Annotated in this window: 18 protein-coding genes; 6 read left to right on the top strand and 12 right to left on the bottom strand. The window is 69.7% G+C overall.

Translation table 11 applies throughout. The features are described from left to right. Positions 1-2 precede the first annotated feature (2 nt). The 7 genes from M3Q35_RS06600 to M3Q35_RS06570 form a co-directional block, all read right to left on the bottom strand. A complete protein-coding gene (locus M3Q35_RS06600) occupies positions 3-1,082 on the bottom strand; it encodes an enolase C-terminal domain-like protein (protein WP_273940751.1) in 1,080 nt (359 codons plus the stop codon). Continuing rightward, positions 1,079-1,495, bottom strand: a complete 417-nt coding sequence (locus M3Q35_RS06595; protein ID WP_273940750.1) for an ester cyclase — start codon at positions 1,493-1,495, stop codon at positions 1,079-1,081. Before M3Q35_RS06595 ends, M3Q35_RS06600 begins: the two co-directional genes overlap by 4 nt. Next, complete coding sequence (locus M3Q35_RS06590) at positions 1,485-1,994, bottom strand: DUF1360 domain-containing protein (protein ID WP_273940749.1); 510 nt, start codon at positions 1,992-1,994, stop codon at positions 1,485-1,487. The genes M3Q35_RS06595 and M3Q35_RS06590 overlap by 11 nt, the downstream gene beginning before the upstream one ends. 121 nt (positions 1,995-2,115) lie before the next feature. After that, positions 2,116-2,670 (bottom strand): D-sedoheptulose-7-phosphate isomerase, encoded by a 555-nt coding sequence (locus tag M3Q35_RS06585; RefSeq protein ID WP_273940748.1) that lies wholly within the window; start codon positions 2,668-2,670, stop codon positions 2,116-2,118. Further along, the gene (locus M3Q35_RS06580; protein ID WP_337960567.1) at positions 2,667-2,885 is read right to left on the bottom strand and encodes a glycosyltransferase family protein; all 219 of its coding nucleotides are present in this window, start codon (positions 2,883-2,885) and stop codon (positions 2,667-2,669) included. The genes M3Q35_RS06585 and M3Q35_RS06580 overlap by 4 nt, the downstream gene beginning before the upstream one ends. 72 nt (positions 2,886-2,957) lie before the next feature. Beyond that, positions 2,958-3,857 (bottom strand): glycosyltransferase, encoded by a 900-nt coding sequence (locus M3Q35_RS06575; protein ID WP_273944271.1) that lies wholly within the window; start codon positions 3,855-3,857, stop codon positions 2,958-2,960. Positions 3,858-3,907: 50 nt separating this feature from the next. Further along, positions 3,908-4,663, bottom strand: coding sequence for a glycosyltransferase family 9 protein (locus M3Q35_RS06570; protein ID WP_379794114.1), 756 nt, complete (start codon positions 4,661-4,663; stop codon positions 3,908-3,910). Between the two features lie 526 nt (positions 4,664-5,189). Here M3Q35_RS06570 and M3Q35_RS06565 point away from each other — a divergent pair. Together M3Q35_RS06565 and M3Q35_RS06560 are read left to right on the top strand one after the other, a co-directional pair. Then, positions 5,190-5,582, top strand: a complete 393-nt coding sequence (locus M3Q35_RS06565) for a phage holin family protein (protein WP_273940746.1) — start codon at positions 5,190-5,192, stop codon at positions 5,580-5,582. Continuing rightward, complete coding sequence (locus M3Q35_RS06560) at positions 5,579-5,764, top strand: hypothetical protein (RefSeq protein ID WP_273940745.1); 186 nt, start codon at positions 5,579-5,581, stop codon at positions 5,762-5,764. Before M3Q35_RS06565 ends, M3Q35_RS06560 begins: the two co-directional genes overlap by 4 nt. Here the strand turns inward: M3Q35_RS06560 and qcrB are convergent. Genes qcrB through M3Q35_RS48450 form a run of 3 tightly spaced genes read right to left on the bottom strand, consistent with a single transcriptional unit; the run spans position 5,750 to position 8,420 of the window. Continuing rightward, on the bottom strand, positions 5,750-7,333 hold the full coding sequence (gene qcrB / locus M3Q35_RS06555) for a cytochrome bc1 complex cytochrome b subunit (protein WP_273944270.1): 1,584 nt from the start codon (positions 7,331-7,333) through the stop codon (positions 5,750-5,752). The genes M3Q35_RS06560 and qcrB overlap by 15 nt on opposite strands. 8 nt (positions 7,334-7,341) lie before the next feature. Beyond that, positions 7,342-7,770 carry a QcrA and Rieske domain-containing protein gene (locus tag M3Q35_RS48455; protein WP_337960566.1) on the bottom strand — a complete coding sequence of 143 codons (429 nt, stop codon included), beginning with the start codon at positions 7,768-7,770 and terminating at the stop codon, positions 7,342-7,344. Continuing rightward, the gene (locus M3Q35_RS48450; RefSeq protein ID WP_337960565.1) at positions 7,749-8,420 is read right to left on the bottom strand and encodes a hypothetical protein; all 672 of its coding nucleotides are present in this window, start codon (positions 8,418-8,420) and stop codon (positions 7,749-7,751) included. The genes M3Q35_RS48455 and M3Q35_RS48450 overlap by 22 nt, the downstream gene beginning before the upstream one ends. 132 nt (positions 8,421-8,552) lie before the next feature. Between M3Q35_RS48450 and M3Q35_RS06545 the strand changes: the two genes are divergently transcribed. The 4 genes from M3Q35_RS06545 (at position 8,553) to M3Q35_RS06530 (ending at position 12,686) form a co-directional block, all read left to right on the top strand. After that, positions 8,553-10,280, top strand: a complete 1,728-nt coding sequence (locus M3Q35_RS06545) for a hypothetical protein (protein ID WP_273940744.1) — start codon at positions 8,553-8,555, stop codon at positions 10,278-10,280. A gap of 9 nt (positions 10,281-10,289) precedes the next feature. Further along, positions 10,290-10,592, top strand: a complete 303-nt coding sequence (locus tag M3Q35_RS06540; protein ID WP_273940743.1) for a hypothetical protein — start codon at positions 10,290-10,292, stop codon at positions 10,590-10,592. Positions 10,593-10,596: 4 nt separating this feature from the next. Further along, a complete protein-coding gene (locus M3Q35_RS06535; protein WP_273940742.1) occupies positions 10,597-11,391 on the top strand; it encodes an alpha/beta fold hydrolase in 795 nt (264 codons plus the stop codon). Positions 11,392-11,609: 218 nt separating this feature from the next. Then, positions 11,610-12,686, top strand: a complete 1,077-nt coding sequence (locus M3Q35_RS06530) for a YeiH family protein (protein ID WP_273940741.1) — start codon at positions 11,610-11,612, stop codon at positions 12,684-12,686. Here the strand turns inward: M3Q35_RS06530 and M3Q35_RS06525 are convergent. Together M3Q35_RS06525 and M3Q35_RS06520 are read right to left on the bottom strand one after the other, a co-directional pair. Next, entirely contained in the window at positions 12,679-13,452 is a 774-nt protein-coding gene (locus M3Q35_RS06525) for a class I SAM-dependent methyltransferase (RefSeq protein WP_273940740.1), read from the bottom strand. The two genes, M3Q35_RS06530 and M3Q35_RS06525, sit on opposite strands and share 8 nt — an antisense overlap. A 70-nt stretch (positions 13,453-13,522) precedes the next feature. Then, the gene (locus M3Q35_RS06520; RefSeq protein WP_273940739.1) at positions 13,523-14,902 is read right to left on the bottom strand and encodes a cellulose binding domain-containing protein; all 1,380 of its coding nucleotides are present in this window, start codon (positions 14,900-14,902) and stop codon (positions 13,523-13,525) included. Positions 14,903-15,004: the final 102 nt, after the last annotated feature.

The raw sequence follows: 15,004 nt of genomic DNA, 5'->3' as shown, positions 1-15,004 counted from the left end.
CCTCAGCGCACTCGGAAGCGTTCCGCGTCGGCTTCCTTGAACACCAGGCCGTTGCCCGGCGTCTCGGCCGGGATCAGGCAGCCGTGCACGGGTTCCAGCGCCCCGTCGAAGAACATCTGTTCGATGCGGACATGGTCGTGGAAGTACTCAAGGTGCCGCAAATGCGGCGGAACCGTCGCGGCGTGCACGTGGGCCATCGGAGCCGTATGACCCGAGAACGGCTTGGTCGTCGCCGACGCCACGCGCAGCCATTCGGTGATGCCGGCGCACCGCGTGATGTCGGCCTGTAGTACGTCCACACACGGAGCCATGGCCTGGAAGTACTCCAGGTGGTAGCCGTACTCCCCCGCCGTGACGTCCAGCGGCAGGTCCCGAGACAAAACGCCGAGACCCGGCAGGTCGTCGGAGCTGACCGGCTCCTCGAACCACGTCACGTCGGCCTCCTCGGCCAGCCGCCGCCCCAGCCGTAACGCCGTGACCTGGTCATACGCGCCATTGGCATCCACGTACAGCTCGGTGTCGGCCCCGATCGCCGCACGCACCGCGCGAACCCGGTCCAGGTCGTCCTCCGCCGAGATGCCGATCTTCATCTTGACCCGGGGAATGCCCTGTTCCACCCAGCCGGCCAGTTGCGCCACCAAATCATCCCGCGAGTACGTCGTGAAACCACCGGAGCCATAAACCGGCACTTCAGTCCGGCAGCCGCCGAGCAGCCGGTGGAGCGGCACGTCCAAGGTCCGCGCCTTGGCGTCCCACACCGCCAGGTCGACGGCAGCGATGGCCATCGAGCAAATCCCGGGCCGGCCGAGGTTGCGGATCGCCGAACGCATCGCCTCCCAGGCCCCGCCGGTCTCTCGCACGTCGATGCCGACGACCCGCGGTGCGAGCAGGCCGTCGATGAGGCCGGTCAGGCACTCGTGGCCGTAGGTGTGCCCGATGCCGGTCACACCGGACCGCGTCCGCACGGTCACGACAACAACTGTTGTCGCATCCCAGGACAGCGTGCCGTCCGCCTCGGGTCCGTCGGTGGGCACGGTGTAGGCGGCGGCCTCGACCGAGGTGATCTCGTGCCCGTCGGTCATGACGGTACGGCCACGTTCAGCCGGCCCAGGATCGCCATGTCGTCCACCGCCCCCCAGCGTTCGACGATCTTGCCGCCGGCGAAACGGGACATCTGCATGCCCCGCGCCGCGATCCGGTGCCCGGTGGCGGCGACGCCGTGGAATCGGCCGCGTTGCGTGCCGGTGAGGCGGTAGACCATCGCCACGTGGTCGCCGTCGGCGATGCAGACCTCCTCGTCGAACTTCAGATCGGGAAACGCCGCGGTCAAATCGGCGAAATACCGCAGCACGCCGTCGAACCCGCCGCCGTGCTCGGGCGCCGGGTCGTTGTCGATCAGGTCGTGCGCGTACACCTCGTCGAGCCGGTCGTAGGCCTGTTTGTTGATCAGTTCCAGCAGCAGCCGCGCAGTGCGGACGTTGTCATCACGACTCATCGCCGGCGTCCTTCGCGTTGTCGTACAGCAGGTGTAGGCCGTCGGAGACGGCAAGGGCGGTCAGCGTGCCGCACACCAGCCGGGTCAGCCGCGGCGCGAACACCAGGCCCGCGGTCAGGCCGGTCGCCACCCACACCGACAGGCAGAACGGGCAGGTGAGCAGCTCGCCGGCGGCGTGCTGGACGCCGTGACCGCGCACGGACTCCATCACCTCGCCGTCGCCGGCCGGTTCCTCGTACTGGGTGAACGGCGCGCGCAGCGGGCTGGTCACGGCGTCCTTGCTGAGCAGGCGGCTCAGTTTGTACGTCGCGACCGACAGCAGCGCCGTGTCGCCGACGCTCGGCGCGGGCGGCGTGATCCGGAGAGCCTTGGCCAGCAGGGCCAGGCCTCCGGTCACGCCGCCGTACACGCCGAGCACCGCCAGGTAGCCGCCCAACGGCCGCTCTTCGCCGTCCTGGTACTGCCGCTTGACCCGGCGGATGGTGCTGTTCACGGACATCCGCGTCACCGGACCGCCGGTCCGGCCTTGCTCATCGCCATCATCGGCTCTCCGTTCTTCCGTCTTCCGCCCTACTGCGTTACCCCGCCGCGGCGCGGGTAATCGTCGACGCGTGGGTGAACTACGCGTGACGATGCTCCAGCAACGCGTTCTCCACCGCGCCGCACAACACGTGCACGGCGACCAGGTGCGCCTCCCGCACGGTCGTCGACCCGGCCGGCACGCACAACGCTTCGTCCACAATGGACGCCAGCGGATTCGGCGCGCGGCCGGTCATCGCCCAGCACGTCGCGCCGATCAGACGGGCGGTTCTGGCCGCCTGTAAGAGGTTCGGGCTGCGGCCGCTCGTCGACAGCAGCATCACGACGTCGCCCGGCCGGCCGTGCGCGGCGACCTGACGGGCGAACACGTCCTCGTACCCGTCGTCGTTGCCGATTGCCGTCATGGCCGACGTGTCGCCGTGCAGCGCCATGGCCGAGAGCTCGCCCCCGAAACGCCCAGCCAGCTCGGTGGTCAGGTACTGAGCGGCATCGACCGAACCGCCGGCGGCGAGCAGCCGACCGCCGGACTTCAGGGTCGCGGCCAGCCGATGTCCCCACCGGTCCAGCACCGAAGACTGCACGCATAACCAGTCCACCGCGTCGTGCAGGTCGTCCATATGGCCGATCGAGTTCACGACGACACCTCCAGAACGGTCCCGGCCGGCACCACGCCCGCACGCCGATAGATCTGCACGGTGTCGGCGGCGACGCGATCCCAGGAATAGCGGGCGTGTGCCCTGTCGCACCCGGCGACGCCATAGGCCTGGCGCAGCATGGGATCATCCATCAAAGCCCGCAACACTCGGGCCAGCGCGGCCGGATCTCGCGGCGGCACATGCCTTCCGGTCACGCCGTCGGTCCGGGTCGGCGCGGCGGGTGTACACGACGACCTCGTGTCCCTGCTCGGGCACCATCGCGATCCTCATGACCGCCTTCCTCCTTGCGCGGTCTCGGTCAGCAGCCAGTCCCAGTCCCGCAGGAAGAGCTCCAACCCGTATCTGGCCAACGCCGCCTCTCGGGCCTGTTTGCCCAGCTCAGCCGCGAGATCCGGGGCGTCGAGCAACAGCCTCACGGCGTCGGCCAGCACGTCGGCCCTGGTCGACACCACACCGACGTCGGACGGCACGGCCTCGGTGGCCTCCGTCGCCGCCAGCACCACGACCGGCATGCCCAGGTGCATGGCCTCGATCAGGGACAGCCCCAGCGAGGTCCAGCGCACGGGGTGCACGTACACCCGGCGCCGGGCCAGCTCGGTGTGCAGCTCATCGGTCCACAGGTCGCCGGCCGGGTACACGCCGGGCAGGTCGAGGCGCTCGCTGTGGACGCCGAACACGTCGATCGGCGCGAACCTCGGCAGCAGATCGGTCCCGACGGTCCTGGCTCGGCGCACCGGCTCGTTGATCACGGCGGCCGCTCGGGGCAGCTCTCCGGTGTAGCGTGGCCCGGGATCCGCCACGCCGTGCTCGATCACCGTGGTCGGCGCGCGGCCCGAGTCCCACATCACCTCGTTGAAGTGGGTAACGTGGACCAGGCGGATGTCGGCCACGTCGGCCAGCGGATGTGGTTGTCCCGCCGGGGTGTTGTGCTCCACGTAGACCATCGGCGGCCGGCCGAGCACCCAGTGCCGGGCCGCTTCGATGTCCTCGGGCCGCTGCAACACGACGACGTCCACTTCGGACGGTTGGGTGATCTCGACGGCGTTGGGCCAGTCCCGCCCGCACTTGCCGCCGCCCTCGACGTTTCGGGGAATCAGGTACTCGTGCCGGCCGGCGACGAACGCCGACAGCCAGGCCGCGTGCACGTGCCACACCAGCACGCGCAGCGGTCGGTCGGGCGCGACCCAGCCCGGCGGCGGCAGCACCGCGCGCCCGCTCATGCGCGAACCCCCTGCAACGCCTCCACGGCGTCGGCGACCTCGGTGGCGGTGACGTTGTTCAGGCACGGATGGCCGGCCAGCGGGCAGATCCGGGCGCGGGTGTCCCGGCACGGCGCGTCCTGGTCGCCGAGCAGCACGCACGGCACGCGATACGGCGCCCACCGCCGCGCCGGCACGACCGGGGAGAACAGCGAAACCACTGGCGTGCCAACGGCCGCAGCCAAATGCGCCGGGCCGGTGTTGCCGACCACCAGGACCTCCGCGCCGGCAATGGTCGCGGCCAGTTCGGCAAACGTTGTCCGGCCGCCGAGATCCAGTCCACAGTGGCCGGCGACACGAGCGGTCAACGCCCGCTCATCGGGGCCACCGGTGACGACCACCTGATAGCCACGGCGGGTCAGCTCGACCACGGCCTCGGCACAGCGCTGGGGCGACCACGCCCGTGATGGCATCGAGGAGCCCGGATGCAGGACCACGTACGGTCCCTTCTTGCGCACCGGATTCCTCGGCAGCGCGCGGACGGCCAGGCGGCCGTCGTCGGCCGGACCCAGCGCGAAACCGGCGGCCTTGGCCACGGTCAGGGCCCGCTCCGGCTCGGGCAGGTCCTCGTCGACCTCGATGCCGGGCCGCAGCCGGATGTCCAACAGGGAACCGGGATAGTCGTCTGACACGGCCGCGATCCATGGCACGCCGGCCATCCGCAGCAGCAGCGCCATCGGCAGCGGCGACTGGTGGTACGAGGTCAGGATCATGGCACTGTCAAAGCCCCGCCGCTGTATGGTCCGACGCACGGATTCGATGTCTCGTCGGTCCACATCGGACGGTGTCGGATCGATCCACGGGCATCGCCACATGAGCACGTCATGGACGCCCGGCAGCAACCGTGCCGCTTGCTTTCCCCTTGGGCCGCAAAGGACCGTCACCTCATTGCCTTGCGCGGCAGCGCGCACCGCCGGCCCGGACACGAGGACATCGCCCTCGTTGTCCAGACGGACAACCAGTACTCGTCGCCTCATCGCAGCACCCTTCCCACGGCGACGTCCAAGGTGAGCATCTCCGGGCCACACCGGATTGTCTGGTCACCACGCCGACCGCGTAACAGCCCCGCCCGCAGTCACGCTCAACGAGATTGCCGCTGGGCGGCGGAGATAAACGCCGCCCCGACAACAAATACTCCCTGTGATGACGCCCGACTGCGTCGACAACCTGCTGCCGGGTGTCGCGACGGTGGCCGGCGGGTAGTCCTCATACGCAGGTACAGCCACGCTGGGAGGAACCATGCCGCAGGACCAAGCCTCGACCGGTCAGCTTCTGGCCCGGTTGAGCGAGCAACTGTCGACCCTGGTGCGCGACGAGGCCGCGCTGGCCGTGGTGGAGGTCAAGACCAAGGCCCGCGCCGCCGGTCTCGGCGTCGGGGTGCTGGTCGGGGCCGCGCTGTTCGGCTTCCTCGGCCTGTGCGCGCTCATCGCCTGCGCGATCATCGCGCTGGCCCTTGTGTGGCCGGCCTGGCTGGCCGCGCTGGCCGTCGGCGCCGCGCTGGTGCTGTTCGCCGGCGCGCTCGGCGCGTTCGCCGTGGTCAAGCTGCGCAAGGGCGTGCCGCCGGTGCCACAGGAGACCGTGGCCAACGTCAAGGACGACGCCGCGATCATCCGCCGGGCGGTGACGCAGTGACCACCCCGTCCGATCCGGCCCTCCTACGCGAGGAGGTCGAGCGCACCCGCGAGGAGATCGTGGACACGATCAACCTCTTGCGCGGCAAGGTCGACCGGGTCCGCAAGGTGCCGGTCGCGCTCATCGCGACCGGCAGCCTCGGCGTGGTGGTGCTGGTGATCCTGCTGCTACGAAGGCGTTGAGCGGCGGGCCCAGCGCTCCGCTTCCTCGGCGCGGGCGGCGTCGAGGGCCGCCACCTCCTCGGGCGGGTCCGGCCGAAACGTCGTGCCCGCCCGGGGTTGTCCGGCCAGCCCGATGTCGTTGGCCCGCCTCGGCACCCGAGCTCCCTGGTACTCCAGCGGCCCGTCGGACAGCGGCTGTTCCAGGTCGATGAAGTCGCCCTCGGGCGTACGGCGGATGATGCCGGTCTCGATACCCTCCTCCAGTATCTTGCGGTCCCGCCGCTGTAGCCCGAGGCACCAGCGATACACCATGGAGTAGGCGATCGGCGGCAGCACGAGGACCGCGATGCGGCCGGCCCAGATGGTGGCGTTCAGCGAGATGTCGAACACACGGGCGATGACGTCGTTGCCGCCGGAAACCAGCAGCACCAGGAAGAACGTCAGGGCCATGCCGCCGAGCGCGGCCCGCACCGGCACGTCCCGCGGCCGCTGCAACAGGTTGTGCCGGGCCTTGTCCTTGGTGAACCAGCGTTCGATCCACGGGTACAGCGCAGCGAAGGTGATCAGCGTGACCGGCAGCACCACGGTCGGCCAGAACACGTCCGGGATGCGCCACCGTCCGAACAGGACGATCGGCCAGTCCGGCATCAGCCGGGCCGAGCCGTCCAGCCAGCCGATGTACCAGTCGGGCTGCGAGCCGGCCGAGACCAGATCGGGCCGGTACGGGCCGTAGTTCCACACCGGGTTGATCTGGAAGATCCCGCCCATCAGGCCGAGCACACCGGCCACCGCCGTGAACAAAGCCCCGCTGTGCAAGGCGAAAGTCGGCACGATACGCACGCCGACCACGTTGCGCTCGGTACGGTCGACGCCGGGGAACTGGGTGTGCTTCTGGTACCACACCACGGCCAGGTGCACGGCGATCAGCGCCAGGATGATGCCCGGCACCAGCAGCACGTGCGCGATGTACAGGCGGCTGTTGAGGATCTCCCCCGGGAACTCGCCGCCGAACACCAGCCAGTTCAGCCAGGTGCCGACCACCGGTATCGACTGCGCGATACCGGACATGATCCGCAGGCCGGTGCCGGACAGCAGGTCGTCGGGCAGCGAGTAGCCGGCGAAGCCCTCGGCCATGCCCAGCGTGAACAGGGTGACGCCGATGACCCAGTTGACCTCGCGGGGCTTGCGAAACGCGCCGGTGAGGAAGATCCGGGCCATGTGGCACAGGATCGCGGCCATGAACAGCAGCGCCGCCCAGTGGTGGATCTGCCGTACGAACAGGCCGCCGCGGACGTCGAACGACAGGTCCACAGTGGTCTCGAAGGCCCGTGACATCGGCACGCCGCGCAGCGCCGCGTACGTGCCGGTGTACGTGACCTCCTGCAACGAGGGGTCGAAGAACAGCGCGAGGTAGGTGCCGGTCAGCAGCAGGACTATGAAGCTATACAAGGCGATTTCGCCGAGCAGGAAGGACCAGTGCGTCGGGAACACTTTGGACAGTTGCCGGCGCAGCCCGCCGGCGAGGTGGAAGCGCTCGTCGATCGCGTGGCTGATCGTGCCCTTGGTGAACAGCTCGCCGCCCGGACGCATCGACGGCTTCATCGCCACCCCATCTCCCAGAACTCCGGGCCGACCGGCTGCCGGAAATCTCCCTTGGCCACGAAGAAACCGTTGTCGTCCACGGCGATCGGCAGCTGCGGCAGCGGCCGCGCCGCCGGGCCGAAGATCGGCGTCGCCGACTGGAGGATGTCGAACTGGGACTGGTGGCACGGGCACAGCAGGCGATCGGTCTGCTGTTCGAACAAGCCGACCGGGCAGCCGAGATGCGTGCACAGCTTGGAAAACGCGTAGTACTCGCCGACGTTGTCGTTCTCCTGGCCCGGTTTCGGCGTCACCTGCTGCCCCGCCCGCAGCCGGATCAGGACGGCCGGCGTGTCACCGCGGTTGAACACCGCCGACAGCCGGTCCTTGTCGGCACGGTCGGCCTCGCGGAACGGATACACCGTCAGCAAAGACCCGGCTTCCATGTCCTCCGGCCGTACCAGCACGACCTTGTGCGGGTCGCCGACGTCCTGGCGCAGGAACACCGCCTGGCCGTCCTCGGAGTACCAGCCGCTGTGCCACACCGTGTCGGCCGGCGGCTGCCGCCAGGGTCTTTGATCAGGCCGCCGACCGCCGCGATCACCGCCCCCACCACCGGTATTCCGACGCCGACCCCGGCCATGCCCAGCACCATCCGCCGCCGGGGCATGCCGCCGCGCCGCACCGTATCGGTGACCAGCGCCGATGTCGTGGTGCGGTCGAACTCGCCGGACGGGTCGTCGTGCCGTTCCTGGACCGCCTGCTCTTCCGGCAGGAAGTTCTTGGAGTAGCGGATGATCGCCACCGCCAGCAGCAGCACGCAACCGCCGCCGGTCAGTCCCAGCAGCGGTGTGTACAGCTCGTAACCGGCGGCCGGGTAGCGAAACGGCCACACCAGGTACAGCACGATGCAGGCCACCCCGAGCAGCGCCGACAGGCCGAGCCAGCCCATCACCCCGCGCACCGCCCGGCGCTCCGCCCTCGTGCCCGGCAGCGGCCAGCGATCCGCGTACCGGACCAGCCGCACCCCGTCTTCCTCGAGGCCGGCGCGCAGCAGGTCGTCCCTTGTCCGACCGTCAAGGTTGTCACGGGTCACGCCGACGGATTCCCGCACCACAGCGGGCCAAACCCGGGACCGGCCTGGTCCGTTCGGCTGAACGCCATCACTTTGCGTAACAACAGTCTGGTCGGGGCCGACGCTGGTGCACACGACGCGAAGGGAGCAGCCATGGCCACCGACGCGAACGAGCCGGTCAGTCTTGGGCGGATCCGAGTCATCCGATTGTGGCTGGTCCTGCCGTCCTGGCTGCTGCTCGTCACGATCATCGCGGCACTGAGCGGGCTGCTCGGCGACGCCTCGACGCCGACCGCGATCGGCGCGGCCGTCGCGCTCGCGGTGTGCCTGTTCTTCCACGTCTTCTACGCCTCGTACGCGCCGACGCGGCTGCCCCGCCGTCGCACCGAACGCGGCGGATCGGTGAACCTGACGTCGATCCGCAAGGAGTACACCCACACCACCGAGCAGTTCACCGAGGCGCAGATCGTCCAGTACGCCAAGACGATCCTCAAGCCGCGCAAGCTGCGCGGCCGCATCATCGAGGAGATCACGCCGCTGCGCCGGACACTGCGTCAGAAGGTGCAGACCATCCTGGAGGTGCCGGCCGACAACACCGGCGACGCGCTGCTGTTCCCGCTGCTGATGCCGGTCAAGGGCGAGCTTCAGGACGACCTGTCGATCTCGGTCGACGGCGAGACGGCGGCGACCCTGACCCATCGCGAGTACCTGTTGCTGACCAGCGTGGTGTTGGACGCGCTGCTGGTGCCGGCGGTCGGCGCGCTCACCCATGGCGAGACCGCTGAACTCGAGAAACTCGTTGACACGGCGGTGAAACTGGTCGCCCGCCGCAGCCGGCCGACCACCCGCGCGCACGTCAAGAAGATCAAGAAGTGCGCCCGCCGGCTCAAGCGCCTGGCCCCGACCTGCGGCGACTCCTTCCGCATCGCGGCGATCCTGCTGCGGAAACTGGCCACGCACTACGCGATCGTGGTGATCGTGCCGACCTCGACGACCAAGACCAACCGCTGCGTGGTCACGTACGAGAGGTTCTTCATCCCGAAGCTCCGGCTGGCCGGCCTGCGCCATCCGCTGCGCTTCGCCCACGACCGCATCGGGCTGCTGTTCGGCGCCCGGCCGGTGCATCTGAGCCTGGCCATCGACAACGCGGCGTCGGCCAACAGCTATCACCTGTTCGTCATGGGTCCGGAGGGCATGTACGTCGGCTGGCAGAACATCGACGATCCGGACGGCATCTTCACGTCGACCACCAAGAGCGAGGACCTGTCGCAGCCGTACGGCCGGCTGCAACGCCGGCGCGGGCAGCGTTATCTGCACCTGTACATGCGGTCGATTCCCGAGCGGCTGGCCGGCAAGCTGCACCTGGACGTCCGGTTCTACGAGGTCCCGCCCGGCTCGCTGGCCGGCGCGACACTGGCCGCCGCGGCGAGCTTCGTGCTGATCTACGTCGTCGCCCTGGTGCTGCCCTACACGGTGGACGGGCAGGGACTCCATCCGCTGGGCAGCGACTTTCCCGCCCTGGTGCTGGCTTTCCCGGCGCTGGCCGGCGCGCTGGTCGGCTTCGAGAGCCGGTCGACGGGGCTGCTCGGCGGCTCGCTGTCGTCCAAGACCTCGGCCTTCCTGACCGTGCTCGTCTCACTCGGGGCGAGCGGGCTCTACATGGCCCAGCAGACCACGGCGATGCGCGCGGCCACCAGCTACGAGTTGCCGTGGCTGCGCGACGTCATCGGCGTGCACGGGCTGCTGTGGCAGGTGCTGGTAACGCTCGGGCTGGTCAACACGCTGTACGCCTCGTACACCTGGTTGTGCCGGACGGCCACGTTCCGCTGGCTGGCCGAGCGGCCGGGCGACGACAAGCTCACCGGTTCCAGCGAGCTGTAGGTGGTGGACATGGACAGCGGCATGGCCCGCATCCGGGATCGTCTGGTGTCGGCCGCCAACGGGCCGGCCAAGAAGAGCCGTGGCACCTCCGGCTGGTACGTGCGGACCGGCGAGGGCAGCGCCATCGCCGCCGGCAGCGAGGAGCTCCAGGAGGTCAACGTGGACGCGGTCTTCGGTCCGGAGTTCTCCGCCGCGCTCAAGGCCGTGGCCAAGGTCGGTCCCGGCGAGTCCGGCCGGCTGACCGAGGTGCAGCAGGAGTACGCGGAGCAGCTGGCCGAGGTTGACAGCTCGGCGCCGGACTGGATCATCTGACCATGTGACCAATGAGGAGTTCGCCGGCGCCAGCGGGACTATCCACTATGGACACTGGGAGCCGGCGGAGCCGTCCGCGCTGGTGGTGTTCCTGCACGGGCTCGGCGAGCACATCGGCTCGTACCGGCCGATGTTCGACACGCTGACCGCCGCGGGCATCGCCGTCTGGGCGCTGGATCACGCCGGGCATGGCCGCAGCGAGGGCGAGCGGGTGCTGGTCGAGCGGGTGGACAACCTCCTCGACGACGCCGGGCACCTGGTGACGCTGGCCCGCGCCGCGCACCCCGATCTGCCGTTGGTGCTGGTCGGGCACTCCCTCGGCGCTTCGGTCGCCACGCTGCTGGCCGCCGAGCGTGACGTCAAACCGGTCAAGCTGGTACTGGCCGGGTCCTCGGTCGTCATGGCGGACGCGCCCGGCGGCCTGGTCGAGCTGTTGGCGTCCGGCATCGACCCGATGGACCTGCGCAAGGATCCCGGCGAGCTGACCCGCAACACCGAGTACGCCCAGCAGATCCGCGAGGACCCGCTGACCTGGCAGGGCGGCCTGCGCCCGCAGACCCTGATGGCCCTGGCCGAGGCCGCGCCCCGACTCACCGCGGCCCTGCCCCGGCTCACCCTGCCCGTGCTGCTCCTGCACGGCGAGGACGACGACCTCGCCCCGGTCGCCGGCGCGCGCGAGGCCGCCCGCCGGCTGCCCGACGCCCGCCTGGTGACGTTCGCGTTGGACCGGCACAACATCCTCAACGAGCTCGACCGCGACGAGGTCCACCGCGTGCTGGTGGCGTTCGTCCGAGCCTGATTTTCGAGTCCGGTAACATTGCGTTCACCCGGTTTGTCCCACCTGCTGGACGTTCTGTCGCGGCGGCCGCACACGCCCCTACTGTGCTGCTGCCCGAGCGTCCACGATCGGAGGCAGACCATGCGGATCAGTGTCGACTGGGCGGCGGTGATCGTCGCGGCCGTGTTCGTGGTGCTGGCCGCGACGGGCCTGCTCCCGACGATCGCGTTCCTGGTCAAATGACCGCCGCGACCGGAAGCCGGCTCAACGCCGGCACAATCGTGCGCTACGTGCCCGGGCTGCTGTTGCTCGCGGCCGTCGACATCGCCGGCACCTTCGCGCAGAACGGATTGCGCAGCCTGGGCAAGGCCACCGGCACCGCCCTGCCCGACATCGAATACGTGTTGTGGGCCATCGTGATCGGCCTGCTCATCCGCAACGTGATCGGGCTGCCGGCGCTGTTCCGGCCGGGCGTGGCCGGCTACGAGTTCTGGCTCAAGACCGGCATCGTGCTGCTCGGCGCCCGGTTCGTGCTCGGCGACCTGGCCAAGCTCGGCGGCTTCAGCCTGGGCATCATCCTGATCGACATGGCCGTGGCCACGGTGGTGATCCTGGCGGTGGGCAAGGCTTTCGGGCTCGGCCCCAAGCTGTCCACGCTGCTGGCCATCGGCACGTCCATCTGCGGCGTTTCGGCCATCATCGCCGGCCGCGGCGCGATCGACGCCGACGACGAGGACTCCGGCTACGCCATCGCGGCCATCCTGGGGCTGGGCGCGGTGGCGCTGTTCAGCTTCCCGGCCATCGGCCATCTGCTGCACCTGTCCGACACCCAGTTCGGGCTGTGGGCCGGACTCGCCGTGGACAACACGGCCGAGACCACGGCGACCGGCGCCGCGTATTCGGCCCAGGCGCAACAGATTGCCGTTGCCGTCAAGAACACCCGCAACGCCCTGATCGGGCTGGTCATGCTGGGCTACGCGGCGTACTGGTCGACCCGCGGCGGCCGCGCGGTGGCGACCGGGTTCCGCGAGCGCGCCGGCTTCGTCTGGCGCACCTTCCCGAAGTTCGTGCTCGGCTTCATCGCGGTCTCCGCGCTGGCCACCGCCGGCCTGTTCACCAAGGCCGAGGTGACCAGCCTGGGCAACCTGTCGAAGTGGGCCTTCCTGCTCTGCTTCGCCGGCGTCGGCCTGAACTTCGACCTGCGCGAGCTGGCCCGCAGCGGCTGGCGGCCGCTGATCGTGGCCGCGCTGGGGCTGGTCGTGGTGGCCGGCTGCTCGCTCGGGCTGGTGCTGTTGACGTCCGGGCTGCTCAGCTGACCTTGCGGGCCTTCCAGATCTCCTCGACCGGCCACTGCTTGGACCAGCCGGCCGGCGCGTAGTTGAAGTAGGAGTCGGTCGCGTCCTCGGGGGCGTAGAGCTCGATCAGGTCCTCGACCTCGAACCCGTTGGCGTGCAACAGCCGGATCATGTCGCCGTGGCTGATATGGAACTCGACACCGCCGTCCTCCCAGGCGAAGCGGTGCATGCCCTGCTGCGGCCGCAGCATGCGGTCGGTCGGCTTCTCGTTCTCGTCCTCGGGCGCGCACAGCATCGACAGGACACTGTTGCCCAGGAAGGCAAGTCGGCCGCCGGGCCGCAAAAGCCGGGCCGCCTCGGGGATCCACCTGTACGGGTCGCACCAGATCGCCGCGCCGTACTCGCTGACCGCGAGGTCGAAGGACTCGTCCGGGTACGGCACTTCCTCGGCATTGCCGTGCAGCAAGGGGAATTCGATGCCGTGCTCCTGCTGGAGCCGCCGCGCGGTGGCCAGCTGCCCCTCGGAGTTGTCGATACCCACCGGCCGCGCGCCGCGACGGGCCAGCCACGAGCTGACGTAGCCGGTGCCGCAGCCGAGCTCGATCACGTCGAGGCCGTTGACATCGTCCGGCACCAGCGGGGCCTGCGCCTGCGGGATCTGGAAGATGCCCCAGGTCAGCTCGTTCCCCCGCCACGCCCGCTCGCCGGCGCCGACCCACCGGTCGGCCATGCCGTCCCAGTACTCGCGGTTGTGCTGGACGTGCTCCGGCAGCTGCTCGGTGGTCATGACTGCCATGACAGCGCGCCCGCGCGGAGGCGGTCAAACGAATTTGACCGCCGCCGCCCGAAAGGGTCGCTCAGTTGGGCACGGTGTCGGTGAAGTGCGTGCCGGCGGCGTAGTAGCCGGCCACCGCGCTGTCGACCTGAGCCGGACTCAGCGCGCCGGCGTTGAAGTACACCCAGTTGACCTTCTGGTCCCAGGTGCGCTGCCCGGTGAACGGCAGGTCGATGAACCACAGGTTGAAGTCGATGGTCATCTTGTCCCGCGGGTAGTACTTCCCGTTGCTGCTGAAGTAGACCCGACCGTCCACATAGTACGTTACGGTGCCGTTCGCGACGGTCGTCACGAGCGTGTGCCAGCCCTGAAGGCTGGAGATCTCGTTGTGCGTCACGCGATCCATGGCGTCGGCGCTGTACCACGTCGTGGTGTACAGGGTCGGACCCGGTGCGCCCCAACCACCGTTGGGCAGGTACTCGTTGTCCAGCTCGCTGTAGAGCGGCTCGTCCGGGGTGATCGTGTAGAAGGTCTCGTTGATGTGGTCGCCGTCCGGGCCGCTGGTCGGCGCGTCGGTGAAGAACACCCTGGCCGCGTAGGTCCCCTCCTTGAACTTGCGCTGCACGGTGTCGATCTCGGCCTGGGTGGTGTCGGCGGCGGTGCCGTCGGTCCTGGCCTCGAGCTGCATCGCCTTGCCTCCGACGGCGGCGGGGTCGGAGGGAAAGCTGATGGCACTGGCGGTCCAGGTGCCGGCGATGCCCGGGCCACCGCCGCCGGTCCGCACGCTCCAGCCGTGCGCGGCCAGCGCCGGGTCGGCCGGTCCGCTGTAGTGGAAGTCGTCGAACAGGGCCGCCCCGGACGGCTGGACAACAGTTGTTGTCGTGGTGGTCGGGGCGTCGCCGCCCGGGGCGGTGCCGAAGGCCAACGCGCCGTTGACGTACGCGGCGACATTGGTGTTGACGGCGTAGTTCGTGTCGGCGCCGTTGAACGAGTAGTCGTTGGCCTGGTTGACGTTCTGCCAGTCGGCCCGGTAGAGCCGCAGCTGGATGTCGCCGCTGTCGGCGCCGGCGGCGACCGAGCCGCCGGTGAAGCTGATCTGGAGGTAGTGGTCGGCGGTGGCGGTCGGCGTGGCCGGCGTGCCGACCGTGCCGGTGATGCTGCCGCAGCCGACGACCGCCCAGGCGCAGGCGAACACGTACGAGCCGCTGGTGTCGGCGGTGAAGTAGTAGCGCAGGGTGACCTGGTTCAGCGACAACGCCGTGCCGCCGGTGTTGACGATCTTGAACCAGGGTTCGGCCTCGCCGGCGGTGGCCGGCGTCGAGGTCTTGTACTGCACGCTGAGCGCGGGCGTCGCGCCCAGCGCCGGTTGGATGGCGTAGAGGCTGGCCGCCGCGCACACCGCCGCCGTGGCGGCGATCAGCGCTCGGCGGCGTCCCCGGGGCCGGGCAGGGATCGGGTCCATCGGGTTCTCCTCGGTCGAACGACGCGTGGCGGCCTCGTCGACACCGACCTGACCATTGGTAAGTCGGATGGCGCCTACCGTGGCCCCAGCTGGGCCCCCTGT

The sequence above is a fragment of the Kutzneria chonburiensis genome, from assembly GCF_028622115.1.
Classification (GTDB): Bacteria; Actinomycetota; Actinomycetes; order Mycobacteriales; family Pseudonocardiaceae; genus Kutzneria; species Kutzneria chonburiensis.
The sequence above is the reverse complement of the archived record's forward strand: the minus strand, read 5'-3'. Positions and strand labels throughout refer to the sequence as shown.